This window comes from Kitasatospora sp. NPDC018619, from assembly GCF_044391605.1.
Classification (GTDB): domain Bacteria; phylum Actinomycetota; class Actinomycetes; order Streptomycetales; family Streptomycetaceae; genus Kitasatospora.
On sequence record NZ_JBISAI010000036.1, the window covers coordinates 1 to 24,009 of the forward strand.

The following is a 24,009-nucleotide window of genomic DNA, read 5'->3' on the forward strand; positions in this document are numbered from 1 at the left end:
TCGGGGATGGTGTGCGGGATGCCGCGTCGTCGCAGGTAGGTGCGGATCTTGCGGGAGCTGTAGCCCTTGTCGGCGATGACGTGGTCGGGCCGGGTGCGCGGGCGCCCCGGCCCGACCCTGGGAACGCTGATCGCCTCCAGGACGGCTTCGAGGCGGGTGCAGTCGTTGGTGTTGCCGCCGGTCAGGAAGAAGCCGAGAGGGCGGCCGCGGCCGTCGCAGGCCAGGTGGAGCTTGGTGCTCAGTCCGCCACGGGACCGGCCGAGGGCGTGATCACCCGCTTCGTCCCGGTCGAGGGCCCCCTTTTGCCGCCGGTGGCGTGCTGGTGGGCCCGCACGACCGTGGAGTCGACGGAGACCAGCCAGTCGATGTCCCCGGCCGCGTCCTTCTCGGCCTGGATCGAGCGGAGCATCCGGGAGAACGTGCCGTCCAGCGCCCACCTGCGAAAACGCGTGTAGAGGGTCTGCCAGGGGCCGTAGCGTTCCGGAACGTCCCGCCAGGACGTACCGGTCCGCAGCTTCCACACGATCCCGTTCAGCACCAGCCGGTCGTCCGAACGCGGACGACCGGCCACCCCCGAAGCGGGCAGGAACCGCGACAGCACAGCCCACTCGGCATCCGACAACTCATGACGACGCACCATGACCAACATGATCGCCCATCACTTGATCAGCTTTGAAGACGACTCCTAGTCGGCCGGGCACAGGGCGCTCCACGGCTGCAGCTTGTCCGGGTTGCGGACCGCCCAGATTCGGCCGATCCGGACGACCGGGCCGGCCGCCGGCTCGAAGGCCGCCACCGTCGCGGTGCGCTCGCCGAGCCGGGCGACCAGGCCGGGCCTGCCGTTGACGCTCCGCTCCAGCAGGGCGAGCCCGGGCGCCCGCTCGGCGAAGTGGACCAGGTACCGGGCGATCCGCTCGCCGCCCACCACCGGGAGCAGGGCGGCCCCGGCCTGCCCGCCGCCGTCGGCGGTCATCGTGGCGCCGGGGGCGAGCAGGCCCACCAGCGCCGCGACGTCCCGGGCCTGCCAGGCCTTCCGGAAGTCCCGCACCAGCCCGGCCCGCGCGCCCGCCGGCACCGCCGGGGCGCCGGCGGCCCTGACCCGGCGGCGGGCGGAGGCGGCCAGCTGGCGGCAGGCCGCCGGGGTCCGGCCGACGATCCCGGCGATCTCGGGGAACGGGTAGCGGAAGACGTCGTGCAGCACGAACGCCACCCGCTCGGCCGGGGTCATCGCCTCCAGGACGACGAGCAGGGCCATGTCCACCGACTCGTCCAGGGTGACGAGGTCCGCCGGATCCTCCGGCCCGCCCCGGCCGGCCCACTCCGCCCGGTCCGGCACCGGCTCGGGCAGCCACGCGCCCACGTAGCGCTCCCGGCGCACCCGCGCCGACCCGAGCAGGTCCAGGCAGATCCGGCCGGCCACCGTGGACAGCCAGGCGCCCGGCGAGACGACGGCCGCCCGCTGCTGCCCGGACAGCGCGTACCAGCGGGCGTACGCCTCCTGCACCGCGTCCTCGGCCTCGGCCAGCGAACCGAGCAGCCGGTAGGCGAGGTTGACCAGCTGCCGCCGCTCGCCGACCACCCCGCCGGGGTCCGCCGCGGCCGGGGCCGCTCCCCGGGTCCGCTCGTCCGTCATGGGCCCCCGCCTCACACTCGGCCGACCTGTGTCGTCGGATCACCGGGACACTACCGACCAACCGCCGCGCGGCAGAAGAGGAGTCCACCATGGCGATCGGGACGACGGCAGGCACGACCGGGCGCACCGGGGCCGCGGCACGCACCCGCACGCTGCTGAGGGTCTGCGTCCTGCTCCAGACCGTGGCCGTCCTCTTCCAGGCGGTCACCGCCGGCCTGCTGCTCTCCACCTCCTACGGCGAGGCGCTGCACAGCGTCGGCGCGCGGGTGATGTACGGCTCCTCGATGCTCTACCTGCTCGCCGCCGTCCTGGCCTGGCGGCCCGGCGGCGGCTCGGCCCGCCCCGTCCGGTACGCCACCGGCTTCCTGGTGCTGGCCTCGGCGCAGGTCGTCCTGGGCGTCGCACACGTCCCGGCGGTCCACGTCCCGCTGGGCGTGGTGGTCTTCGGCCTGAGCACGGCCGTGCTGGTCCGGCGGCCGGCCGGCCCAGGGGAGTGACTCGGGGAGTGCCCCAGGCCCCTGGGTCCAGCTCTCGCCGGCCGCGGGACGGGTGGTGACGGGGGTGCCGGCGGTGCCGGCGCCGGCGTCCAGGACGAGGCCGGTGGCGACGTCGGTGACCGTGACGGCCCCGGTGGCCGCACCTGGGTCAGCTTCCACTCCTGCCAGGGGTTGCCGGGCGCCGGGTCCAGCAGGTAGGCGCTGTCCCCGGCGGAGGCCCCGGCGGACAGCACGGTGTGCCGGGGGGCCGCGGGGTCGCAGTCGTCGGTGATCCGCACGGTGGTCCGGGTTGGGTGGTGAAGGTCCACCGCTGCGCCGGGTCACCGGTGCGCGGCGCCTCCAGGCCGGTGATCGAGGCGATCCCCGCGCCGCACGGGCCGGGCAGCGACAGCGCGAGGCCGTCGCTGGTCAGCGCGTGGTACTTCCCGTCGTCGACCATGCCCGACGGCCCGCTGCCGGTCCTCGCGGTGAGCCGGAAGAGGGCCGAGCCGTGCGGCGGGAGGGCGGCGCTGAGCGGCCCGGTGACCGTCGAGGCCGCCCCCGTCCACAGCTCCCTGGCCTGGTAGCCGGAGCCGCCGAGGCCGAGCGCGGTGAGGTTGGTGTCGACGGTGCGCCCGGCCGACGGGTCCTGGCTGACCAGCAGCACGACGGTGTCGCCGTCGGCGAGCTGCCGCTTGAGGACGACCGGCGCGTGCGTGTCGGACGGCGCGCCGCCGAGCGGCGTGGCGGGCCCGGCCAGGGCGTCCTGGTCGATCGCGATCACGTCGCGGTTCTTCAGGATCGCCAGGCTCGCCGCGTTGATCCCGGTGGACCGGGTGGAGCCGCCGCCGCTGTGCTGGGACTGCGCGGCAGTGCGCGGGTCGGCCCGGAGACCAGCGGCGCGGCGGGCATCGCGAGGACGGAGGTCTCCGTCCGCGACTCGTCGTCACCGAACGGCTTGTGGCACACGCAGGTGTCGGTGGTGCCCCACAGGCCGTAACAGGTCCTCGGCGCCGGTGCGGCGCAGCCGCCGGCGCTGGCTGAGCAGCATCCCGCAGGGCGCGCCGACCACCGGGGTGCCGGGAGCGGGCTGGGCGTACCGGGGGCCGAGGCAGCTGCCGCCCAGGGCGGAGCCGAGCAGGTACCCGCCGCCGTCGACGAGCGGTGCGCCGGTGGGGGCCGGGGCCGGGGCGGCGCCGAGGGCCTGGGCGGCGAGCACGGCCAGCAGGGCGCGACCGGTCGGTAGGGCGAGACCGGTCGGTAGGGCGCGGGAGCGGGACGGCATGGCGGAGCCACAGGTGGCGATGCATCCCATGTGAGGGGCGACATTTCACATCCTTGGCCCGGGCACGTCGGCGGGCCGGGCGGTGACGGCTTGCGGGAGGCGGCCGGGAGGACCGGTGCGCGAGGAACGGTGCGGGAGGAGCGGTGAGGGCTCCCCGCCCGACGGGGGCGGGGGGCTCGACGGATGCCCGGGTGCCGGGCTCAGCGCCGCAGGGCCGCCAGCGTCTCGTCCAGGCTCGGCGCGCCCGGGCGGGCCCGGTTGTACGGGAGCCTGGCGAGCGCCGAGCCCATCGCGCAGGTGTTGGTCAGCGCGGAGAAGGCCAGCCCGCCGCCGACGGCAGCGGCGAGCCAGCGGGCGCCCGGCAGGGCGAGGTCGAGCAGGATGCCGGCCAGCACCAGCGCGCCGGCCGTCAGGCGGACCTGGCGGTCCAGCGCCCACACCCGCCGGGCGCCGGCCGGCCGGTCCAGCGGCCGGCCGGCGCCCGCCCAGGCGTTGGTGCCGCCGGTGAGGGTCAGGGTCGGGATGCCGGCGTCGGCCAGCTGTCGGCAGGCCTGGTCGGCGCGCGGCCCCGCGGCGCAGACCACGGCGATCTCGCCCTGTCCGGCGGCCTCGCGCAGTGCGGGCAGGGCGAGGCCGAGCTGGTCGAGCGGGACGTTCAGGGCGCCGGGGATGTGGCCCGCGGCGTACTCGCCGGGGGAGCGGACGTCGATGAGGGTGAGCTGCCCGAGGCGGGGCTGGAGCTGCTCGACGGTCAGTGGCGTGGTCATGGGGAGCGGGGTCCTCTCGGGAGGGGGTGGTGTCGGGAGGGGGTGGTGTCGGACGGCGGGGGTGTGCCGGCCGACGGGCGGAAGGGGCGCGCGGCGACCGGGGCCGGGCGGTGGTCAGCTCAGGGTGGTGGCCAGCATCAGCGCGGCGACGGCGAGCAGGGCGACGGCGAAGACCCGCTGGAGGGCGCGCCCGCCGAGCCTGTCGGCGAGCCGCTTGCCGTCCCAGGCGCCGAGGACCGCGGCCCCGGTGAAGGGCGCGGCCACGGCCCAGTCGATCGCGCCGGTCGCGCCGAGCCGGGGCAGCAGGGCGGCGAGCGAGTTGGCGGTGATCACCAGCAGGCTGGTGCCGACGGCCTCGGCCATGGTGAAGGCGAGCACCGAGACCAGGGCCGGGACGGCGAGGAAGCCGCCGCCCACGCCGAGCAGTCCGGTGACGGCGCCCAGCCCGGCGCCCGTCGCGGTGGAGCGGCCGAGTCCTGCGGCGGAACGTTTCTGCGCCTGCGGCTCGGACGGCCTCAGCATCCGCCAGGCCGCGAACGCCGCCAGCACCGCGAAGGCGCCGGTCAGCAGCGCGCCCGGCAGGCGGGCGGACAGCGCTCCGGCGGCCGTCGCGGCGGGCAGGCCGGCGGCGGCGAACAGCGCGCCGGTGCGCCAGCGGACCCGCCCCGCCCGGGCATGGGCGACCAGCCCGGTCAGCGAGGTCGCGGCGACGATCACCAGGGCGGCGGTGGTGGCCAGCGCCGGGCTGAAGCCCAGCAGGTAGACCAGCGCGGGGACGGCGAGCATGCTGCCGCCGCCGCCCAGCCCGCCGAGGGCCAGCCCGACCACCGCCCCGGCGGCGAGCGCCAGGAGCAGGGCGGTCATCCCGTCGGCCCGGTGCCGCCGTCTGGCGTGGTGACCGGCAGTCCGGCCAGGGCCCAGGCGTCCATGCCGCCGGCCACGTCCAGCGCCGCGACGCCGCGCTGCGCCGGCAGCTCCGCCGCGCGCCGGGAGCGGTGGCCGGAGCGGCAGACGGCCGGCACCGTCCGCCCGTCCGCCCCCGGCGGCAGCGGGGCGCCGGCGGCCAGTGCGACCAGCGGCTGGCGCAGCGCCCCGGGGGCGGGGCCGGCGGTGGACTCGCCGGCCTCCCGGGCGCCGAGCAGGACGGTCGCGTCGGCGCGGGCGAGCTCGTGGGCCTCGGCGGGGGTGGTCCGCCCCGGCGGGTTCTGCGCATGGGTGTGCGGCAGCAAGGGCATGCGGTGTCTCCAGTGGTGCGGTCCGGACGCGGCGGTCCGGCGGATCGGGGGCGGCGCGGGCGTCCGTACGGGCCCGGAGGCCGGGACGATGGTGCAGCCGGTGCGTCCTCGGCTTCGCCCGTCCCCGGCGCGGCGGTGGCGGCCGGTCGGTGTCTCACCATAGTACCCCCGGGGGTATCATCGAAATCGTTCGGACATACCCCCGCCCGTATCGGCCCGAGGCGGCCGCAGACACTCCGACGGGCCGAGGGGGCACCACGACGGCGCTGTGGCACCCGACGCGGCCCAGGAGGGCTCCCCGTGATCTTCAGCCAGTACTACCTCGACTGCCTCTCCCAGGCGTCCTACCTGATCGCCGACGAGACCACCGGCCGGGCCGTGGTCGTCGACCCCCGCCGCGACGTCGACGAGTACCTCGCCGACGCCACGGCACGCGGCCTGACCGTCGTCGGCGTCGTCAACACCCACTTCCACGCCGACTTCCTGGCCGGCCACCTCGAACTCGCCGCCCGCACCGGTGCCTGGATCGGCTACGGGCAGCGGGCCGAGACCGAGTACCCGATCCGCAAGCTCGGCGACGGCGAGCGGATCGAACTGGGCGACGTCGTCCTCCAGATCATGGAGACCCCCGGCCACACCCCGGAGTCGATCAGCGTCCTGGTCTTCGAGCAGCCCGACGACACCGTTCCCTACGGAGTGCTCACCGGTGACGCGCTGTTCGTCGGCGACGTCGGCCGCCCCGACCTGCTCGCCTCGGCCGGGGTCACCGCCAAGGAGCTCGGCGCGATGCTGTACGACAGCGTGCACCGCAGGCTGATGGGCCTGCCCGACGAGACCCTGGTCTTCCCCGCGCACGGCGCCGGCTCGGCCTGCGGCAAGAACCTCTCCAGCGAGAAGCGGTCCACCATCGGCACGCAGCGCCTGACCAACTACGCCTGCCGGCCCATGGACCAGGACACCTTCGTCCGCCTCGTCACCGCGGGCCAGTCCGCCGCCCCCGCCTACTTCGGCCACGACGCGGCCCTCAACCGGCAGGACCGCCCGCTGCTCGACCCCACGAACGCGCCCCGCCCGCTGTGCCCCGACGGGTTCCGGGAGGCCCGCAGCGCCGGCGCCGTCGTCCTCGACGCCCGCAGCCCCCAGGACTTCGGCACCGGACACCTCCGCGGCGCCGTCAACGTCCCCGTCGACGGCCGCTTCGCCGAACTGGCCGGCACCGTCCTCACCCCCGACCGCCCCCTCGCGGTCATCGCTCCGCAGGACCGCGAGGGCGAGGTCGTCACCCGCCTCGCCCGCATCGGCTTCGACCGCGTCGTGGGCTACCTGCGCGACCCCGGCACCGCCCTGCCCGCCCTCGCCGAGGACCTCACCCCCGCGAGCCGCCTCACCGCCGACCGGCTGCGCGCCGCCCTCGCCGGCGAGCAGCCCCCCACCGTCCTGGACGTGCGCACCAGCGGCGAACGCGAGGCGGGGGCCATCGACGGATCGCTGCACATCGCGCTGGCCGAACTCCCCGGCCGCCTGCACGAGATCCCCGCCGACGGCCCCCTGGTCGTCCACTGCGCCGGCGGCCACCGCTCCTCCGTCGCCGCGAGCCTGCTGCGCCACCACGGCCGCACCGACGTCTCCGACCTCCTCGGCGGCTACGACGCCTGGCACGCCCGCACCCGCCCCGCCCCGGCCTGACCCCGGCCGCCGGGGCCCCCGCCCGCCCCTCGGGGGCCGGGCGGGCCGGGCGGGGGCGGCCCGGCGTGCACGGTGCCGTCACCCAGCCGGGCACTTCGAGGTGCGTTGAGCGACACACCCGAGGGCCGGTGCGCGGTCTCCGCCGAGTTCCACGACCTCCTCCAGGGCGAGCGCGACCGGCGCAGGGCGGAACGGCGCCACGCCGAGCCCGGGCGGCGTGCCCGCCAGGGCGTCATGGACATCGGCGCGGGCACCGGCATCGTCACCCGGGTCCTGCTCGGCGCCTGCGCCGTCCCGGTGCACGCCTGCCTCGACCCGGCGACCCGCCGGGCGACCTGGCGGGCCGTCGCCCGGGCCCTGCTGCCGGGCGGGCCGCTGCTGTTCGAACCGCCGCCGACCGCGGCGCCCGCCGGGCACGGGACGGCCGGCCGGCCGTCCCGGCACGGGTCGGCCCCGACGTCGACAGTGCGGTCGTCACCCGCCAGCCCGAGGACGGCGCGGTACGGACGGTCTTCACCCGCCGCGTCGAGCGGGGCGGGCGCGGCCCGGGAGGAGCGGGAGGCCTTCACGGTGTGGCCGGCCGACGCGCGGCAGCGCGGCGGCGAGCTCGCGGCCGCAGGCCTGTGGGTGGTCCCGGCCCCGCCCCCGGGCCTGGCGGCCGCGCGACGGCCCCGGGGGCGAGGCGGTCGGCCCGCCGGCGCGGGGCGGGGCGGGCGCGTGCCGCCGGGCCGGGGCCCTGCCGGGCCGTCAGAGCCCGGGGGTGTAGGGGGCGATGCCGATGATGAGGATGTCGCGGCGCCCCTCGTCCCCGTCGTCGCCGAGGCGGACCGGCCCGACGTAGTGGCTGACGCGCCGGTCGTGCACCCCGTAGCCGTCCAGCGGCTCGGTCAGCACGAAGCGGTCGTGGACCGCCTCCGGGGGCAGTGTGTCGGGCTGGCGGCCGGCGCTCTCCGGGGTCGCGATGACGTTCTCGCCGCCCTCGACGTTCCACCGGCCGACCAGGTGGGCGAAGGTGAAGGTGGCCGGTGAACCGCCGTCCTGGTGGAGGCAGTTGGGGGAGGACACGGCCTGCTGCTGCCGGCCGTGGATGCCGAGCGAGATCAGGTGGACGCCGACGTAGACCGGGACGCGGTGCAGGTCCTCCAGCCACAGGGCGCGGTCGAGGTCGGCCCGAATGAGGGCGTCCAGCAGCCGGTTGCCGTGCAGGGCGGCCGGGATGTCGGGCAGCCGGCGCCGCACCCGGGGGTACTCGGGGTTGTGCTCGTCCTGCCAGTACTCCGTGACCGTGCCGAACTCCTCGTCGGGGGCGCCGGGGATGTAGGACAGCTCGCCGGTCCAGGGCAGGTGGACGGCGTGCGAGTAGCGGCGGTAGCGGTGCGTCCCGCGGGCGTACGGGTCCGGCGGCAGGTCCCGGTAGGCGTCGGCGAGCCGGGTGAAGTCCTCGGCCAGCGCCACGGTGTCGATGCCGAGGTCGGCGGCGTTCAGGCGGGCGTACCCGTCGCGGCGTACCTGCCCGCCGTGCCCGGGCGGGCGTCCGTGCTGTTCGAGGGTGTCGTCCATCGGCTCCTCCAGGCGTTGGCGGGCGTCCGCGGGCAGGGGGCCGCAGGCCCGTCCGGCTTCCTCCACGCTGGCACGCGGGCCCGGGTCGCGCCCCCGGGCGGTCCGCCGTGCGGATGACGCGGGCGCGGCGGCCGACGGTGCGGTCATGGCGCTCGCGAGGTCGTCCACGACCGCGGCCAGGCCGCCGGCCCGGTGGACGGCACGCTGGCGGTGGGCGCCGCTGCCCCGGGCGGCCAGCCGGTCGACGAAGGCGGTGACCAGGCCCAGGTCCCCCGCGTCCTCCAGCGCGGCGCCGATGTGCCCGACCAGCCTCCGGGCGCGCTCGGGGGCCGGCCGGACCACCCCGTCCAGGGCGTCCGCGCCCCGCCCAGGCCAGCCGTCGCGGGTCGCGAACCAGTACGCGCCGCGCAGGAGCTCACCGCCGAGGCGCGGGCCCTTGTCGCCCCGCTCCGCCAGCCGGGCGGAGGTCACCACCAGCGCGCGCACGACGGCCGCCAGGGCCACCGTGTCGCGGGCCTCGGCCGGCACGTCCATGCACCGCACCTCCAGGGTCGGCAGACGCGGGTGCGGGCGGGTGTCCCAGAACGGCAGCTCGGCGAAGGAGCTCCCGCCGACCTGGGCCATCGCGGCGGCGGTGCGCCGGTACTCCTCGAAGGACCCCGCCCACGGAGGCGGCCCGAGCGAGGGGAAGCGCAGCCGCAGCACCGAGCGCCAGCTCGCGTACCCGGTGTCCCGCCCGCAGCGGAACGGCGAGTTGGCGCTCATCTCCACCAGCAGCGGCAGCCACGGGCGCAGGTGGTTGCCGACCAGGGCGGCCACCTCGCGGTCGGGCAGGCAGACGTGGACGTGCAGGGCGCACACGGCGAGGTCGTCCACCATGGCCCGGAACAGCTCCGCCCCGGCGCGGTACCGGGGGTGGTCGCCCACCGGCACCGCGTCGCCGCCTCCGAGCACGGGCGTCGCGCTGGGGCACACGGCCAGACCCTCGCGCGCGGCGCAGGCGGCGAGCTCGCGGCGCAACCGGGAGAGCACGGCGGACAGCTCGTCCATGGTGGCGCACGGCGGGGTGCGCGCCTCGACCTGGAGGTCGGTGAACTCGCCGGACACCAGGTCCCCCAGCACGCCCGCGGCGCGGGCGGCCAGCCGCGGGCCGGCGGCCACCACCGCCCGGCTCGCCGGGTCCACCACGAAGTACTCCTCCTCCACGCCGACCGTCGGCACCGCCCGGCCGGGCGCCGCACCAGCCGGTGCGGGCCGCCCAGCGCCGTGCGCGCCCGGGGCGCCGCTGCCGTCCACCCCACCAGACTCCCTCCCCGCGGCGGAGTCGGCATCGCGGCGCCGGCCCGGCGCACCCGTACGCGTGAGGGCCGGTCTCCGCACTCCCGTCCGCGGGGCGGCGTTCCCCCAGCCTCCGGCCGGGATGTGCCCCGCCTCCGCGTGGCGCTGCCCGCACCCCGACGCCGCCCCGCCCGCCCTCTGGGCGGACGGCGGGAGTTCGAGGACAGACCCTGGGGCCCGGCGCGCGGTGCCGGTGGGGAAGGTGTGAAACGGGCCATGCCGGGCACCCGCCCGGCATGCTGCTGATCCGACCGCCCGGGGTCTACCCGCCCCAGGGCGACACCGAACTGCTCGCCGCCTGTGTGCGCCGGGAGCCGCTGGACGGCTCCAGCCGGGTGCTCGACCTCTGCACCGGAACGGGGGCCGTCGCGATCGCGGCGGCCCGCAGCGGGGCCCGCGTCACCGCGGTGGACCTCTCGGCCAGGGCCGTGGCCGCCGCCTGGTGCAACACCCGGCTGCACCACGACCGGGTCCGGCTGCGCCGGGGGGACCTGCTGGCCCCGTTGCCCGGTGAACGCTTCGACCTGGTGACGGCCAACCCCCCGTACGTGCCGACCGGCGGCCGCCGGTCGGCACCCGGCCGGGGCGCCGCGCTGGCCTGGGACGCCGGGCCGGACGGCCGGCTGGTCCTGGACCGGATCTGCCGGGCGGTTCCCCAGGTGCTGACGGAGGGCGGGGTGCTGCTGCTCGTGCAGTCGGCGCTCGCGGACGTGCCGGCCACGGTGGCGCTCCTGCGCGCGGCCGGCCTGCGCACGGAGGTGGCCGCCCGCCGGCGGCAGCCCTTCGGGCCGGTCATGACCGGCCGGGCCCGGCTGTTCGAGCGGCTGGGGCTGATCCGGGCGGGCGAGCGCGAGGAGGAACTGGTGGTGGTGCGCGGTGTCCGCGGGCGCTGAACCCTCCGCCACCCGGGTGGTCGTCGTGCCGGGCGGCCCGCTGCTGGTCGAGGGCCCGGTGGAGGTGGACCTGCCGGACGGCACCCGGCGCCGGTCCGACCGCCCGGTGGTGGCCCTGTGCGCCTGCCGGCGCAGCCGCACGTACCCGTTCTGCGACACCAGCCACCGCCGGCACGGGAGGCCGCCGGGGGCCCGGGAGCGGGGCCCCGGCCCGGCGGCCGGTGCGGCTGGTGGAGAGTGAGCGGACGGACGGTCCGCAGCGCTTCCCGGGCGTTCTTCGTCGGCCCGTTCTTCCTCGGCTCACCCGCGTTCTTCGTCGGCGCTCACCGCGGCCGCCGCCCGCGGGCCGCCGCGCCGACCGCGGCGCCGATCAGCGCCGCGGCGCCGGCGGCGAGCAGCCCGTGGTGCTGGGAGGCCCAGAGCTGGGTGCTGCGGCCGCGGGCCTCGTCGTCGAAGCGGCCGTGCGCGCCGTGGTCCCTCGCGGAGTCGGCCGGGGACCACAGGTTGTCCCGTTCGTCGCCCCGGCGGGCGCCGTCCCCCTGCTGCTGGGCGTCGATGCCGGTGCGGGCGAGGTAGCGGTCGAGCAGGCCGGGTGCGAGCGCGTTGGCGATCAGGGTGGCGGCGGTGCTGCCGCCGACCCAGTACTCGCGCCGCCCGGGGTGGTCGGCGGCGAACCGGACGGCGCGGGCGGCGAGTTCGGGCTGGTACACGGGTGCGACGGGGCGGGCGCGGCCGTGCAGCCGGTTGAGCACCCAGTCGAACTGCGGGGTGTTGACGGCCGGCATCTGGACCATCGTCACTCGGACGGCCGTACCCTCGGCGAGCAGTTCGCAGCGCAGGGCCTCGTGCCAGCCCTGGATGGCGTGCTTGGCGCCGCTGTAGGCGCTCTGCAGCGGGATGCCCCGGTAGGCGATCGCGGAGCCGACCTGCACGATCGTGCCGTGGTCGCGCGGCAGCATCCGGCGCAGCGCGGCACGGGTGGCGTTGACGTACCCCAGGTAGGTGACCTCGGTGACGTGGCGGAACTCGGCCGGGCCGATCTCGGTGAAGGGCGCGAAGACCGAGGCGAAGGCGTCGTTGACCCAGACGTCGATCGGCCCGAACTCGGCCTCGGCGCGCTCGGCGACGGCCTCGCAGGCCTGGGGGTCGGCCACGTCGGCCTGGACGGTGAGCACCGGCGAGCCGGCGCGTCGGGCCTCCGCGGCGGCGGCGTCCAGCCCGGCGGCGCCACGGGCGACCAGGACGAGCCGGTCGCCGCCGGTGGCGAAGGCGCGGACGCAGGCCCGGCCGATTCCGGCGCTGGCGCCGGTGATGACCACGGTGCGGGGCTTCGAAGGCATGCGGATCCTCATGGCGCGCGTCTCGCCGCACCGGCGCCGCCGAAACGTCCCGGCGGACGGCGGGCCGTCACTGCTGCCCGGGGTGGGGCTCCGGCGGCGGGGCGGGATCGGGGTCGGGGTAGGGCCCGGGTGACGGGAAGGGCGGCGGAACCGGATCGGGTTCCTCGCCCGGTCGGGGGCCGGGGTAGGGGTGCGGGATCGGCTCGGTGTCGGGATCGGGGGGCGTCGGGATCGTCATGGGGGCACCTCCGCCCGGGCGCGGTCGGGGCACGCTCGGCGGTCGCATGCCCCTGGTGCCGGGGCGGCTACCCGGGGGGAATATGGAGAAAACAGGAGAAAGACGGACAAAACACGAATTCGGCGTCGTGTTCGGGGTAGGAGGGGCGGTGCAGCGGTTGTCGACCGATCCGGCCGCTCCGGCATCCGACGGGTGCCGCTGGGACCGCGCCCGCGGACGTCGGGCACGAGGCCGAGGAACAAGCCCGCGCCGTGTGGGTTCCCGCGCGGACGGGCCCAGGGGGTGCACCCCGACGCCAGGAGAAGTCCAGTGACCATGCATGTGGAAACACGCCGCCGTGCCGCCCCGGAAACGAGCCCCGGTCCCTCACCTGACCCGGGCCGGTCGCCCGACCTGTGGGCGAGACCGACACCCGCCGAACTGCGCCGGATGGGGAAGGCGGAGGCCCGGGAGCTGAGCGACGCGCTGTTCGCGCGGCTGGCCGGGGTGGCCCGGGAGAGCCACGCCTACAGCTACGTGCGCGGCACCATCATCGAGCTCAACATGCCGCTGGTGCGGTTCATCGCCGCCCGCTTCCGCTACCGCGCGGAGGACATGGAGGACATCCTCCAGGTCGGCACGATCGGCCTGATCAAGGCCGTCGACGGCTACGACCCGCGGCGCGGCGTCGAGTTCGTCACCTACGCCATCCCCACCATCGCCGGCGAGATAAAACGGTTCTTCCGGGACACCTCCTGGCCGGTGCGGGTGCCGCGCAGCATGCAGGAGCTCTACCTCACCGTCGCCCGCGGCTCCGACCGCCTGGAGCAGGAACTCGGCCGCCTGCCGCGCCCGGAGGAGCTCGCCGAGGACCTGCACGTCAGCGTCGAGGAGGCCACCGAGGGCCTGATGGCCGGCCGCGTCTACCGCCCCAACTCCCTCGACGCCCTGCGCGAGGAGGACAGCGACGAGAGCGGCAGCGCCCTGCTCGACCGCCTCGGCGGCTGCGACCCCGGCATCGAACTCGCCGACTTCCGCATCGCGGTGCGCCCCCTGCTGGCCCGCCTGCCCGAACGCGAACAGACCGTCCTCAAGCTCCGCTTCTGGGACGGCTGGACGCAGTCCAGGATCGCCGAGCGCATCGGCGTCTCCCAGATGCACGTCTCCCGGCTGCTCAGCGCCACCCTCACCTGGCTGCGCGAGCAGCTGGACGACCGGGACGCCCCCGGCTGGAGCGACGGGCCGCAGGGGCCGGCGGAGGCCGACCGGCCGGGAGAGCCCGAGGAGCCGGCGGAGCCCGGGTGAGTTTCCCCCCGGACCGGGTTTCCGGCCCCCCGCAGCGGTTAGCCGCGCTGCGGGGGGCCGCCGCCGTGAAGGAGGAGCACCGTGTCCGCGAAGGTTTCCGACCAGATCCTGGAACGACTGCGCGACTGGGACGTCGAGTTCGTCTTCGGCTACCCCGGTGACGGCATCAACGGGCTGCTCGCGGCCTGGGGCCGGGCCGACAACCGCCCCGTCTTCGTCCAGGCCCGGCACGAGGAGATGGCCGCCTTCGAGGCCGTCGGCTACGCCAAGTTCTCCGGGCGCACCGGCGTCTGCGCGGCGACCTCCGGGCCGGGCGCGATCCACCTGCTCAACGGGCTCTACGACGCGAAGCTGGACCACGTCCCGGTGGTCGCGATCGTCGGGCAGACCGACCGCAGCGCCATGGGCGGCTCCTACCAGCAGGAGGTGGACCTGCTGAGCCTCTACAAGGACGTCGCCGCCGAGTACTGCCAGATGGTGACCGTCCCCGAGCAGCTGCCCAACGTGCTGGACCGGGCGATGCGCACCGCCGCCGCCCGGCGCACCGTGACCGCCGTGATCGTGCCCGCCGACGTCCAGGAGCTCGACTACAGCCCGCCGCAGCACGCCTTCAAGATGGTGCCCTCCAGCCTGGGCAGCCCGCAGTGGACGATCGTCCCCGAGCACGGCGAGCTGCGCCGCGCCGCCGAGGTGCTCAACGCCGGACGCAAGGTCGCCATGCTGGTCGGCCAGGGCGCCCGGCACGCCCGCCCGCAGGTCCAGGAGATCGCCGAACTGCTCGGCGCGGGCGTGGCCAAGGCGCTGCTCGGCAAGGACGCGCTGCCCGACGACCTGCCGTACGTCACCGGGTCGATCGGCCTGCTCGGCACCCGCCCCTCCTACGAGCTGATGCGGGACTGCGACACCCTGCTCACCGTCGGCTCCAGCTTCCCGTACACCCAGTTCCTGCCCGAGTTCGGCCAGGCCAGGGCGGTGCAGATCGACCTCGACCCGTTCATGGTCGGGCTGCGCTACCCGTACGAGGTCAACCTCGTCGGCGACGCCGCCCGCACCCTGGACGCGCTGCTGCCGCTGCTGGCCCGCAAGGAGGACCGCGACTGGCAGCGCACCGTGTGCGACAACACCGAGCGCTGGTGGGAGGTCATGGAGCGGCGGGCCGGCGTGGCGGCCAACCCGGTCAACCCCGAGTACGCCGTCCACGCCCTGGACGACCTGCTGCCCGACGACGCCATGGTCACCGCGGACTCCGGCTCCGCCGCCAACTGGTACGCCCGCCACCTGCGCTTCCGCGGCCGGATGCGCGGCTCGCTGTCCGGCACCCTGGCCACCATGGGCCCGGGCGTCCCCTACGCGATCGGCGCCAAGTTCGCCTGCCCGGACCGCCCCGCGATCGCCGTCGTCGGCGACGGCGCGATGCAGATGAACGGCCTCGCCGAGCTGATCACCGTCGCCAAGTACTGGGAGCAGTGGCAGGACCCGCGCCTGGTCGTGGCGGTGCTCGACAACCGCGACCTCAACCAGGTCACCTGGGAGATGCGGGCGATGCAGGGCGCGCCGAGCTTCCTGCCCTCGCAGCAGCTCCCGGACGTCGACTACGCCGGCTTCGCCCGCAGCCTCGGCTTCGGGGCCGAACGCATCGACGAGCCGGGGGCGGTGGCCGACGGCTGGCGGCGCGCCCTGGCCGCCGACCGGCCGTACGTGCTGGACCTGGTCACCGACCCGGCCGTGCCGCCGATCCCGCCGCACGCCACCTGGGACCAGATCCAGTCCGCGGCCGAGTCCGTGCTGCGCGGTGACGCCGACCGCGCCGCGGTGGTCCGCCAGGGCTTCCGGGCCAAGCTCCAGGAGCTCCTGCCGTCCTTCGGAGGCCGCCATGGCCGCCGTTGACCTCGCGCTGCGCAACATCCGCAGCGGGCGCTTCCAGCGGTCGCTCGCCCTGGCCACCGCGGCCGGCTCGGTGATCACCGCCGCCGAGATCTACCTGGAGCACGACCGGGCGGGCTTCGGCAACCGGGTCATGTGGTGGCCGGTGTGGCTGGGCCCCGTCGGCGCCGCCGCCGGGATCGCCGGCGCGTGCAGCCCGCGCGCGGCCCGCACGCTGCTGCCGGTCGCCTCCGCCGCGATCACCGCCAACGGACTGCAGGGCACCTACCTGCACGTCCGGGGCATCGCGCAGAAGCCCGGCGGCTGGTCGATGGCCCGCTACAACGTCGAGATGGGCCCGCCGCTGTTCGCACCGCTGCTGATGAGCCTGGTCGGAGGGATGGGCCTGCTCGCCGCCCTCCTGCGCCGGGAGTCGCGCGATGCCTGAACCCCGACCCGAACCGCGCTTCCCCGGCTACGACGTGCTCGGCCAGCTGCGCCACTGGGACCCGCAGACGGCCGCCGTGGTGCTGTCGCGCACCGGCCCGCAGCCCCCGCTGCGCTTCTTCACCCCCGCCGAGGAGGCCACCGCCCGCGCCCTGCTCGACCAACTGCTCGACCGCCCCGGCGTCTCCCTGCTGGCGATGATCGACGCCCGGCTCGCCGAGCGGCAGACCGACGGCTGGCACTACGCCGACCTGCCCGAGGACGACGAGGCCTGGCGGCAGAGCCTGCACGCGCTGGACGAGGACGCCGACGGCTCCTTCGCCGACCTCACCGGGGCGCAGCAGCGGGCGCTGCTCGGCCGGGTGCAGGAGATGGACGGCGAACACTGGCACGGCCTGCCCGCGAAGCACGTGTGGAGCCTGTGGACCCGCTACGCCTGCACCGCCTACTACGCCACCCCCACCGCCTGGAACGAGATCGGCTTCGGCGGCCCCGCCCACCCCCGCGGCTACCTGCGCCTCGGCGCCGGAACGCGCGAGCCCTGGGAGGTCGCCGACGCCCACCCCCGCCCGCCCCGCCCGCCCGACCACGAGCCGCCGCGCCCGGTACCGCCCGCCACCGACCCCGGCCGGCACTCCCGGCTGCGCGCCGCCGCCGAGACCGTACGGGCCAACGCCGCCGCCGAACGCGAGGTCCGCCGCAGCAACGCCTCCGCCTGGCTGCTGCCACCCGACGGCCACGGCTTCGACCACGCCCTGGTGCGCGACATGCGCCGCTACCAGGACACCGACGAGGTGGACCTGCTGATCGTCGGCTGCGGCGCGGGCGGCGCCACCCTCGCCCAGCGGATGGCCCGCCGGGGCTGGCGCGTCGTGGTGCTGGAGGCCGGCCCGTTCTGGGACCCGCTCGCCGACTGGGTCAGCGACGAGGCCGGCTCCCACCACCTGTACTGGACCGAGCCGCGGGTCATCGGCGGCACCGACCCGGTACCGCTGGGCTCCAACAACTCCGGCCGGGGCGTGGGCGGTTCGATGGTCCACTTCGCGGGGTACGCGCCGCGCTTCCACCCCTCCGACTTCCGCACCCACACGCTCGACGGCGTCGGCGCCGACTGGCCGATCGACTACGGCGACCTGCGGGAGTCCTACCGCCGGCTGGAGTACGAGCTGCCCGTCGCCGGCCAGTACTGGCCCTGGGGCGAACCCCACCCCTACCCGTACCCGCCGCACCCCGTCGGCGGCAACGGCGAGGTCTTCCTGCGCGGCGCCGCCGCGCTCGGCATCCAGGCCAGGGTCGGCCCCGTCGCCATCACCAACGGCCGCTTCGGCCGCCGCCCGCACTGCATCTACCGGGGCTTCTGCCTCCAGGGCTGCAAGGTCAACGCCAAGGCCTCGCCGTTGATCACCCACGTTCCCGACGCGCTCGCGCACGGCGCCGAGATCCGCGCCGACTGCACGGCCGCCGCCGTCGAACTCGACCACGACGGACTCGCCCGGGGCGTGCGCTACTTCCACCAGGGGCGCGAGCACCTGCAACGGGCCCGCACCGTCGCCGTCGCCGGGTACGCCATCGAGACCCCGCGGCTGCTGCTCAACTCCGCCTGCCCGCGCTTCCCCGACGGGCTGTGCAACGACCACGACCTGGTCGGCCGCTACGTCATGGTGCAGGGCGCCCCGCAGACCTCCGGCCGCTTCGAGGAGGAGATCCGCGCCTACAAGGCCCCGCCGCCCGAGGTCTCCACCGAGCAGTACTACGAGACCGACCCGCACCAGCCGTACCGGCGCGGCTTCACCATCCAGAACATCTCCCCGCTGCCCGTCACCTGGGCCGAACACGTCGTCGCCCAGGGCCACTGGGGCGCCGACCTGCGCGCCTACCTCGGCGACTACGTCCACTGGGCCACCCTCGGCGCGATCGCCGAGCTGCTGCCCCAGGCGGACAACCGGGTCACCCTGGCCGAGGAGACCGACCGCCGCGGACTGCCCGTCGCGCACTTCTCCTACTCCCAGTGCGAGAACGACCGGATGCTGATGCGGGCCGCCCGCGGCGTGATGGAGTCCATCCTGCGCGCCGCCGGGGCGAGCGAGGTCATCACCATCGACCGCTACGCCCACCTGGTCGGCGGCTGCCGGATGGCGGCCGACCACCTGAGCGGGGTGGTCGACCACCGGCTGCGCACCTTCGCCGTGCCCAACCTGCTGATCACCGACGGCAGCGTGCTGCCCACCCAGGGCAGCGCCAACCCCGCGCTGACCATCATGGCCCTGGTCGACCGCGCCGCCGGGCTGCTCGCGGCCGGGCAGCGCTGCGGACTGCGAGCCCCGGCATGAGCGAGGTCGAGCGGATCTCCGTCCGCCTCTACACCGTCCCCACCGACGCCCCCGAGGCGGACGGCACCCTCGCCTGGGACAGCACCACCCTCGTCCTCGCCGAGGCCGCCAGCGGCCCGCACACCGGCCTCGGCTGGACGTACGGCGCCCCCGCGAGCGCCGCCGTGATCCGCGACGACCTCGCCCCGCTGGTCACCGGACGCGACGCCCACGACACCGTAGGCGCCCAGGAGGCGATGAACCGCGCCGTGCGCAACACCGGCCGCCCCGGCCTGGTCGCCGGCGCGATCTCGGCCGTCGACCTCGCCCTGTGGGACCTGCGCGGCCACCTGCTCGGCCTCCCGCTCGCCCGGCTGCTCGGCGGCGCCGCCCGTCCGGTGGCCGTCTACGGCAGCGGAGGCTTCACCAGCTACACCGCCGAGCGCCAGGAGCGCCAGCTGCGGCACTGGGCCGAGGAGCAGGGCATCCCCCGGGTCAAGATCAAGATCGGTGAGTCGTGGGGTACCCGCGAACGGCGCGACCTCGACCGCGTCCGCGCCGCCCGTGCCACCGTCGGCGACGGGGCCGAGCTGTACACCGACGCCAACGGCGGCTACCGGCGCAAGCAGGCCGCCCGGATCGGGGCGGCGCTCGCCGACCAGGGCGTCACCTGGTTCGAGGAGCCGGTCTCCTCCGACGACCTCACCGGCCTGCGCGCCGTCCGCGAGGCCGTCAGCCCCGACGTCACGGCCGGGGAGTACGGCTACGACCTGCCCTACTTCGCCCGGATGGTCCCCGCCGTGGACTGCCTCCAGGCCGACGCCACCCGCTGCGGCGGCCTCACCGGCTGGCTGCGCGCCGCCGCCCTCGCCGAGGCCCACGGCCTGGACGTCTCCGCCCACTGCGCCCCCCACCTGCACGCCCACGCCGCCGCGGCCGTCCCCAACTGCCGCCACCTGGAGTGGTTCCACGACCACGTCCGGGTCGAGCGACTGCTCTTCGACGGCACCCTCGACCCCGCCGGCGGCACCGTCACCCCCGGTGCCGACGGCGCCCCCGGCCACGGGCTGCGCCTGGCGCCCGCCCGCGCCGACGCCTACCGGACCGCCTGACCACAAGGAGGAGAAGCCGATGACCGCGACCGCAGCCGTGCTCTTCGACGTCGACGGCACCCTGCTCGACACCACGTACTTCCACGCCCTCGCCTGGTGGGAGGCCCTGCGGCAGTACGACCACACGATCCCCGCCGCGCGGGCGCACCGGGCCGTCGGCATGGGCGCCGACCAGCTCCTCGACCACCTGCTCGGCACCGACCGCGACCGCGGCGACGACGAGGCGATCACCGCCGCCCACGACGCCCTCTACGCCCGCCACTGGCCGGCCCTCCAGCCACTGCCGCACGCCGCGGAGCTGCTGCGCGCCTGCGCCGCCCGGGGCTGGCGGGTGGTCCTCGCCAGCTCCGCCTCCGCCCGGGAGCTGACGGTGCTGCGCCGCGCGCTGGACGCCGACGACGTGATCGCCGCGGCCACCTCCGCGCAGGACGTCTCGGCGACGAAGCCGGCCCCCGACCTGGTGCGGGCCGCGCTGGAGCGGGCGGGCACCGGGCCCGAGCACGCCGTGTTCGTCGGCGACACCGTCTGGGACGTCATCGCCGCCAACCGGGCGCGGGTGGCGTGCGTCGCGCTGGAGAGCGGCGGCTTCGCGGCGCAGGAACTGCTCGGTGCGGGCGCCGCGGAGGTCCACCGGGACACCGGCGAGCTGCTGGCGGAGCTCGACCGCAGCCTGCTGGCGCGCCCGGCGGGCTGACCCCGGCGCGTCAACCGCCGGGGGGCCGGGCCAGGCCCGCGGCGCACTCCAGCAGCATGGCGTGGACGAAGGCCTGCGGCAGGTTGCCGCGTTGCCGGCGCTGGGCGATGTCGTACTCCTCGGAGAACAGGCCCGCCGACCCGCACAGCCCGCGGGTGGCCTCGAACCAGCGGGCCGCCTCCACGGCCTCGCCCTGCCGGTGCTCGGCGAGGGCCATCAGGAAGCCGCACAGCACGAACGCGCCCTCGGCCTCGGCGAGCGGGCGGTCGTCGTGCCGGAACCGGTAGGCGTAGTGCCCGTCGGTGAGTTCGCGCCGGCACGCCCGCAGCGTGGCGACGGTGCGCGGGTCGTCGGCGGCCGGGGTGCCGCGGACGGGCGGGAGCAGCAGCGCGAGGTCGGGCGCCGGGTCGCCGGGGGAGCGCTGCCAGCGGCCCGAGGGGTGCAGGGCGCGTCGGGAGGTGTGGGCCAGGATCCGGTCGGCCAGGGCGCTCCAGTCGGCGGCGAGCCCGTCCGGCACCCCGGCGGGCCCGGCCGCCCGGGGGCCGGCGATCGCGCGCAGCCCGGCGGCGCAGGCCAGCCGGCTGTGGGTCCAGGCGCGCGGCTCCAACTCCCAGATCCCGGCGTCCGGTTCGCGCCACCTCCGGGCGACCGTGGCGGCCGCGGTGCGCACCGCCGCCCGGGCGGCCGGGTCCAGCCGGTCGTGCTCGGCGGCGGCCGCGTACAGCAGCAGCACCTCGCCGAAGACGTCCAGCTGGAACTGCCGGGTGATGTGGTTGCCGACCCGGTCGTGACCGCCGGGGTAGCCGGGCAGGTCGACCGTCCGCTGGTCGGGCACCCGCCCGCCGGTCACGGTGTACGCCGGGGCCAGCCGGGGGCCGTGCTCGTCCAACCGGGCGGTGGTGAACCGCACCGCCTCGTCCAGGAGTTCGTACGATCCGCAGGCGGCCGCCGCGTGGCCGGCCAGGCACTGGTCGCGGATCCAGACGTAGCGGTAGTCGTAGTTGCGTCCGGCCTCCGCCCGCTCGGGCAGGCTGGTGGTGGCCGCGGCGACCATCCCGCCGCCGGTGGGGGAGGTGAGTCCGCGCAGCACGGCGTAGGAGAACCGGGCGTCGCGGCCGTCGAGGGTGTGGTCGAGGCCGGGAACGGCGGCCCGCCAGGCGCGTTCGGTGGCCCGCCAGCAGTGCTCCGGATCCGGCGGCGGGCCGTCGAGCCGCCGGTCCGCGACCTCCAGGACGAGGTCCAGGCGTTCGCCGGGGCGCAGGACCACCTCGTCGGTGAGGCGGCCGCCGGGGCCGGGGCGGGCGGTGCCGGCGCCGGTCCAGCGCAGCCGCAGCGGCCCGGCGCGCAGCCGCCAGCCGTCCGCGGCCCGGCGCGGTCCGCGGTCGTGGCGGGCCCCGAACCCCGTGCCCGGCTCCAGCAGCAGCCGGAGTCGGACCGGCGCGTGCTCGGCCCGCAGCCGGCGCAGCAGCACCAGCCGGTGCGGCTGCGGGGGCAGGGCCAGCGCCTCCCGGCACTCCAGGACGCCGTCCCGGGTGATCCACCGGCTGCGGCGGATCAGCCCGCCGTCCTCGTAGTAGCCGCCGGCGACGAAGCGGCCCACCGGTGTCACCGCGTAGACGCCGGCGCCGCCGACCAGGCCGGCGAACAGCGGCTCGGAGTCCCAGCGGGGCGCGCACAGCCAGGCGACTTCGCCGAACGGGCCTACCAGGGCGCCGCGTTCGCCGTCGGCGAGCAGGGCGTACTCGTGCAGGGCCGAGGGCGGGAAGGCCTCCACGGTGCGGCTCCCGTTGCTCAGACCACCTGCGGCAGGATCTGCTCGCGGTAGAAGTCGAAGAACCCCTCCTGCTCCGGGCCGATCTGGCCGACGTACACCTCGTCGAAGCCGGCGCCGACGTAGCCGCGCAGCTGGTCGGCGTGCTGCTGGGGGTCGTCGCCGCAGACCACGGCGTCGGCCACCATCTCCTCGGTCACCAGCTCGGTGGCCTGCTCGAAGTGGCGGGGGGTGGGCAGCACCTGGGCGAGCTCGCCGGGCAGCAGCTCGGACGGCCAGAGCCGGTGGACGGTCTTGACGGCCCGCTCACGGTCCTGCGACCAGCACACCTTCACGCCGCCGACCACCGGCCCGGTGCCGCCGGCCGCCCGGTAGCGGCCGACCAGCCCGGTGTCCGGGCCCATGGTGACCAGGCCGTCCGCGAACCCCGCCGCCCGCTCGGCCGCCCGGGGGCCGAAGGCCGAGACGTACACCGGCAGCCGTCCCGCCGCCGGGGGCGTGTAGAGCCGGGCGTTCTCCACCGTGTAGTGCGTGCCGCGGTGGGACACCGCGCGGCCGGTGAACAGCTCGCGCATCACCTCGACGGCCTCCTCCAGCATCTCCGCCCGCACCGCGAACGGCGGCCAGCGGTCGCCCAGGACGTGCTCGTTGAGCGCCTCGCCGGTGCCGACCCCGAGCCGCAGCCCGCCCTCCAGCTGCACGTCCGCGGTGGCCGCCGCCTGCGCGGTGACGGCCGGGTGCAGCCGGACGGTCGGGCAGGTGACGAGGGTGGTCACCGGCAGCCGGACGGCCTGGGAGAGCGCCCCGATCACGCCCCAGACGAACGGGGCGTTGCCCTGGGCCTCGTTCCACGGGTGGTAGTGGTCGGAGATCGCCAGCCTGGTGAAGCCGGCCCGCTCCGCCAGCCGGGCCTGCTCGACCAGCTGGGCGGGGGTGAACTCCTCGCAGGACAGGAAGTAGCCGAACGCGGTCATGGCGGTCCTCGGTTCGTCGGTCGGCGCCGGTTGGCCTTCGGGGAAGCGGCTTTCCGCAGCGCGGGCGGCGAAACCCGGGGCCGCGGCGCCCGGGCCTCCCGGCCCGGGCGCCGCGGGGCCGGGAACCGTGGACCGCGGCCCCGCCGGCTCTCCGGGCGGCGGACTCAGCGCAGGAGGGTGGCGAGCAGCTCCGCGATGGTGGGGCCGGCGTCGGCCGGGTGCCGCAGCTGCTTGCTGGTGATGACGCTGTAGTGGTTGGTGCGGCCGCGGCGCTCGTGGGTGAGGTAGCCGGCCTGTTCGAGGTCGACGATGATGCGCTGGACGGCGCGCTCGGTGAGCAGGCAGCTGGCGGCGATGTCGCGCACCCGGATGCCGGGGTCACGCGCGATCTGGACCAGCACGCGTGCGTGGTTGGTCAGGAAGGTCCACTGCCGTTCGGTCGTCGTGCCGTCGTCCATCCCCCCACGATAGGACACATGATTCACGGCTGTTGAAACACGACAGGGAATTCGTGCATAGGTTGACATCCATGGCGCGGTGGAGAAGAGTGGAGGCCACAGTTCGCCCGCAATGCTTCCGCCGCACGGATCCCCGCGGCGGGGCCGTGTCTGGAGATGGTTCCATGGACCCGAGGAGCAGGCACGACCTGGCGCACAGCCCCCCCGGAGCACCGGAGCGGGCCTTCGTCGGTGTGCCCCCGTCGTCGAGCCGCCGGTTGGCGCAGCGGGCGGCGCAGCCCTGTCTGCGGTCGCGGACCGTCCGGGTCGGCGACGCGCTGGTGTGCTGCTTCGACGGCGACCTGACCCTGGACAGCGAGCCCGTCGCGGCCGGGGCGCTGGACGCCGCGCTCCGGTGGCGCCCCGCCCTGCTCGCGGTCGACCTGGCGCGGGTGGAGCTGTTCACCTCCACCGGTCTCAACCTGCTCCTCGGTGCCCGTCGGCGCGCGCTGGCGGACGGCGTCCGGCTGGTGCTGGTCGCGCCGTCCGAGCGGACGCTGCGGGTCCTGGAACTGACCGAGACGGCGGGGCTCTTCGCCGTCCACCCCACCGTCGGGGACGCCCTGCGGCACCGGCCGCCGCCCGTCACCGTCGCCCCGCGGTGACG

Annotated in this window: 22 protein-coding genes and 1 pseudogene; 11 read left to right on the plus strand and 12 right to left on the minus strand. The window is 76.4% G+C overall.

All coding sequences use genetic code 11. From position 1 onward, the window contains the following. A pseudogene (locus tag ACH5AR_RS33005) lies at window positions 1-649 on the minus strand (IS5 family transposase); the annotation flags it as partial. 36 nt (window positions 650-685) lie between these two features. Beyond that, window positions 686-1,633 (minus strand): RNA polymerase sigma factor SigJ, encoded by a 948-nt coding sequence (gene sigJ, locus ACH5AR_RS33010; protein WP_396305211.1) that lies wholly within the window; start codon window positions 1,631-1,633, stop codon window positions 686-688. A gap of 89 nt (window positions 1,634-1,722) precedes the next feature. Here sigJ and ACH5AR_RS33015 point away from each other — a divergent pair, with 89 nt between their 5' ends. After that, complete coding sequence (locus ACH5AR_RS33015; protein WP_396305212.1) at window positions 1,723-2,130, plus strand: hypothetical protein; 408 nt, start codon at window positions 1,723-1,725, stop codon at window positions 2,128-2,130. Window positions 2,131-2,278: 148 nt separating this feature from the next. On the opposite strand, the gene ACH5AR_RS33020 is transcribed toward ACH5AR_RS33015, so the two are convergent. The 5 genes from ACH5AR_RS33020 to ACH5AR_RS33040 form a co-directional block, all read right to left on the minus strand. After that, window positions 2,279-2,893, minus strand: a complete 615-nt coding sequence (locus tag ACH5AR_RS33020; RefSeq protein ID WP_396305213.1) for a hypothetical protein — start codon at window positions 2,891-2,893, stop codon at window positions 2,279-2,281. Window positions 2,894-3,055: 162 nt separating this feature from the next. After that, window positions 3,056-3,394, minus strand: a complete 339-nt coding sequence (locus ACH5AR_RS33025; RefSeq protein WP_396305214.1) for a hypothetical protein — start codon at window positions 3,392-3,394, stop codon at window positions 3,056-3,058. 200 nt (window positions 3,395-3,594) lie between these two features. Next, window positions 3,595-4,161, minus strand: coding sequence for a rhodanese-like domain-containing protein (locus tag ACH5AR_RS33030; RefSeq protein WP_396305215.1), 567 nt, complete (start codon window positions 4,159-4,161; stop codon window positions 3,595-3,597). Between the two features lie 114 nt (window positions 4,162-4,275). Beyond that, window positions 4,276-5,025 (minus strand): sulfite exporter TauE/SafE family protein, encoded by a 750-nt coding sequence (locus ACH5AR_RS33035; RefSeq protein WP_396305216.1) that lies wholly within the window; start codon window positions 5,023-5,025, stop codon window positions 4,276-4,278. Further along, entirely contained in the window at window positions 5,022-5,396 is a 375-nt protein-coding gene (locus ACH5AR_RS33040) for a rhodanese-like domain-containing protein (RefSeq protein ID WP_396305217.1), read from the minus strand. The genes ACH5AR_RS33035 and ACH5AR_RS33040 overlap by 4 nt, the downstream gene beginning before the upstream one ends. Before the next feature lie 300 nt (window positions 5,397-5,696). On the opposite strand from ACH5AR_RS33040, the gene ACH5AR_RS33045 reads away from it, so the two are divergent. Beyond that, complete coding sequence (locus tag ACH5AR_RS33045) at window positions 5,697-7,082, plus strand: rhodanese-like domain-containing protein (RefSeq protein WP_396305218.1); 1,386 nt, start codon at window positions 5,697-5,699, stop codon at window positions 7,080-7,082. A 747-nt stretch (window positions 7,083-7,829) separates the two neighbouring features. Here the strand turns inward: ACH5AR_RS33045 and ACH5AR_RS33050 are convergent. Next, on the minus strand, window positions 7,830-9,938 hold the full coding sequence (locus ACH5AR_RS33050; protein WP_396305219.1) for a YbdK family carboxylate-amine ligase: 2,109 nt from the start codon (window positions 9,936-9,938) through the stop codon (window positions 7,830-7,832). Window positions 9,939-10,216: 278 nt separating this feature from the next. Between ACH5AR_RS33050 and ACH5AR_RS33055 the strand changes: the two genes are divergently transcribed. Together ACH5AR_RS33055 and ACH5AR_RS33060 are read left to right on the plus strand one after the other, a co-directional pair. Then, window positions 10,217-10,873: a HemK2/MTQ2 family protein methyltransferase gene (locus ACH5AR_RS33055; RefSeq protein WP_396305220.1), complete on the plus strand. Its 657-nt coding sequence runs from the start codon at window positions 10,217-10,219 to the stop codon at window positions 10,871-10,873. Beyond that, entirely contained in the window at window positions 10,857-11,114 is a 258-nt protein-coding gene (locus ACH5AR_RS33060; RefSeq protein WP_396305221.1) for a CDGSH iron-sulfur domain-containing protein, read from the plus strand. The genes ACH5AR_RS33055 and ACH5AR_RS33060 overlap by 17 nt, the downstream gene beginning before the upstream one ends. An 82-nt stretch (window positions 11,115-11,196) precedes the next feature. Here the strand turns inward: ACH5AR_RS33060 and ACH5AR_RS33065 are convergent, their stop codons facing one another. After that, the gene (locus tag ACH5AR_RS33065; protein ID WP_396305222.1) at window positions 11,197-12,213 is read right to left on the minus strand and encodes an SDR family oxidoreductase; all 1,017 of its coding nucleotides are present in this window, start codon (window positions 12,211-12,213) and stop codon (window positions 11,197-11,199) included. Between the two features lie 667 nt (window positions 12,214-12,880). On the opposite strand from ACH5AR_RS33065, the gene ACH5AR_RS33070 reads away from it, so the two are divergent. The 6 genes from ACH5AR_RS33070 to ACH5AR_RS33095 all read left to right on the plus strand — a co-directional run bounded on the left by ACH5AR_RS33070 (window position 12,881) and on the right by ACH5AR_RS33095 (window position 20,160). Further along, window positions 12,881-13,735, plus strand: a complete 855-nt coding sequence (locus ACH5AR_RS33070; protein WP_396305223.1) for a SigB/SigF/SigG family RNA polymerase sigma factor — start codon at window positions 12,881-12,883, stop codon at window positions 13,733-13,735. An 81-nt stretch (window positions 13,736-13,816) separates the two neighbouring features. Continuing rightward, the gene (locus ACH5AR_RS33075) at window positions 13,817-15,622 is read left to right on the plus strand and encodes a thiamine pyrophosphate-requiring protein (RefSeq protein ID WP_396305224.1); all 1,806 of its coding nucleotides are present in this window, start codon (window positions 13,817-13,819) and stop codon (window positions 15,620-15,622) included. Beyond that, the gene (locus tag ACH5AR_RS33080; RefSeq protein ID WP_396305225.1) at window positions 15,609-16,046 is read left to right on the plus strand and encodes a hypothetical protein; all 438 of its coding nucleotides are present in this window, start codon (window positions 15,609-15,611) and stop codon (window positions 16,044-16,046) included. Before ACH5AR_RS33075 ends, ACH5AR_RS33080 begins: the two co-directional genes overlap by 14 nt. Next, window positions 16,039-18,375 (plus strand): GMC family oxidoreductase, encoded by a 2,337-nt coding sequence (locus ACH5AR_RS33085; protein ID WP_396305226.1) that lies wholly within the window; start codon window positions 16,039-16,041, stop codon window positions 18,373-18,375. The genes ACH5AR_RS33080 and ACH5AR_RS33085 overlap by 8 nt, the downstream gene beginning before the upstream one ends. Next, a complete protein-coding gene (locus ACH5AR_RS33090; protein WP_396305227.1) occupies window positions 18,372-19,466 on the plus strand; it encodes an enolase C-terminal domain-like protein in 1,095 nt (364 codons plus the stop codon). The genes ACH5AR_RS33085 and ACH5AR_RS33090 overlap by 4 nt, the downstream gene beginning before the upstream one ends. A 19-nt stretch (window positions 19,467-19,485) precedes the next feature. Beyond that, window positions 19,486-20,160 (plus strand): HAD family hydrolase, encoded by a 675-nt coding sequence (locus ACH5AR_RS33095; RefSeq protein WP_396305228.1) that lies wholly within the window; start codon window positions 19,486-19,488, stop codon window positions 20,158-20,160. Between the two features lie 10 nt (window positions 20,161-20,170). Here ACH5AR_RS33095 and ACH5AR_RS33100 read toward each other — a convergent pair whose 3' ends face one another. From ACH5AR_RS33100 to ACH5AR_RS33110, 3 genes are all read right to left on the minus strand, one after another. After that, window positions 20,171-21,934 carry a glycoside hydrolase family 15 protein gene (locus tag ACH5AR_RS33100; RefSeq protein ID WP_396305229.1) on the minus strand — a complete coding sequence of 588 codons (1,764 nt, stop codon included), beginning with the start codon at window positions 21,932-21,934 and terminating at the stop codon, window positions 20,171-20,173. A 17-nt stretch (window positions 21,935-21,951) separates the two neighbouring features. Continuing rightward, on the minus strand, window positions 21,952-22,905 hold the full coding sequence (locus ACH5AR_RS33105; protein ID WP_396305230.1) for a TIGR03557 family F420-dependent LLM class oxidoreductase: 954 nt from the start codon (window positions 22,903-22,905) through the stop codon (window positions 21,952-21,954). Between the two features lie 164 nt (window positions 22,906-23,069). Beyond that, complete coding sequence (locus tag ACH5AR_RS33110) at window positions 23,070-23,363, minus strand: helix-turn-helix transcriptional regulator (protein WP_396305231.1); 294 nt, start codon at window positions 23,361-23,363, stop codon at window positions 23,070-23,072. Window positions 23,364-23,527: 164 nt separating this feature from the next. On the opposite strand from ACH5AR_RS33110, the gene ACH5AR_RS33115 reads away from it, so the two are divergent. Next, entirely contained in the window at window positions 23,528-24,007 is a 480-nt protein-coding gene (locus ACH5AR_RS33115; protein ID WP_396305232.1) for an STAS domain-containing protein, read from the plus strand. Window positions 24,008-24,009: the final 2 nt, after the last annotated feature.

Bases quoted from the DNA above. Each gene is read 5' to 3' on its own strand.
- ACH5AR_RS33110 (WP_396305231.1), bottom strand. From the start codon at position 23,363: ATGGACGACGGCACGACGACCGAACGGCAGTGGACCTTCCTGACCAAC.
- sigJ (WP_396305211.1), bottom strand. From the start codon at position 1,633: ATGACGGACGAGCGGACCCGGGGAGCGGCCCCGGCCGCGGCGGACCCC.
- ACH5AR_RS33095 (WP_396305228.1), top strand. From the start codon at position 19,486: ATGACCGCGACCGCAGCCGTGCTCTTCGACGTCGACGGCACCCTGCTC.
- ACH5AR_RS33030 (WP_396305215.1), bottom strand. From the start codon at position 4,161: ATGACCACGCCACTGACCGTCGAGCAGCTCCAGCCCCGCCTCGGGCAG.
- ACH5AR_RS33085 (WP_396305226.1), top strand. From the start codon at position 16,039: ATGCCTGAACCCCGACCCGAACCGCGCTTCCCCGGCTACGACGTGCTC.
- ACH5AR_RS33025 (WP_396305214.1), bottom strand. From the start codon at position 3,394: ATGCCGTCCCGCTCCCGCGCCCTACCGACCGGTCTCGCCCTACCGACC.
- ACH5AR_RS33040 (WP_396305217.1), bottom strand. From the start codon at position 5,396: ATGCCCTTGCTGCCGCACACCCATGCGCAGAACCCGCCGGGGCGGACC.
- ACH5AR_RS33080 (WP_396305225.1), top strand. From the start codon at position 15,609: ATGGCCGCCGTTGACCTCGCGCTGCGCAACATCCGCAGCGGGCGCTTC.
- ACH5AR_RS33070 (WP_396305223.1), top strand. From the start codon at position 12,881: ATGGGGAAGGCGGAGGCCCGGGAGCTGAGCGACGCGCTGTTCGCGCGG.
- ACH5AR_RS33065 (WP_396305222.1), bottom strand. From the start codon at position 12,213: ATGCCTTCGAAGCCCCGCACCGTGGTCATCACCGGCGCCAGCGCCGGA.
- ACH5AR_RS33015 (WP_396305212.1), top strand. From the start codon at position 1,723: ATGGCGATCGGGACGACGGCAGGCACGACCGGGCGCACCGGGGCCGCG.
- ACH5AR_RS33105 (WP_396305230.1), bottom strand. From the start codon at position 22,905: ATGACCGCGTTCGGCTACTTCCTGTCCTGCGAGGAGTTCACCCCCGCC.
- ACH5AR_RS33090 (WP_396305227.1), top strand. From the start codon at position 18,372: ATGAGCGAGGTCGAGCGGATCTCCGTCCGCCTCTACACCGTCCCCACC.
- ACH5AR_RS33115 (WP_396305232.1), top strand. From the start codon at position 23,528: ATGGACCCGAGGAGCAGGCACGACCTGGCGCACAGCCCCCCCGGAGCA.
- ACH5AR_RS33055 (WP_396305220.1), top strand. From the start codon at position 10,217: ATGCTGCTGATCCGACCGCCCGGGGTCTACCCGCCCCAGGGCGACACC.
- ACH5AR_RS33035 (WP_396305216.1), bottom strand. From the start codon at position 5,025: ATGACCGCCCTGCTCCTGGCGCTCGCCGCCGGGGCGGTGGTCGGGCTG.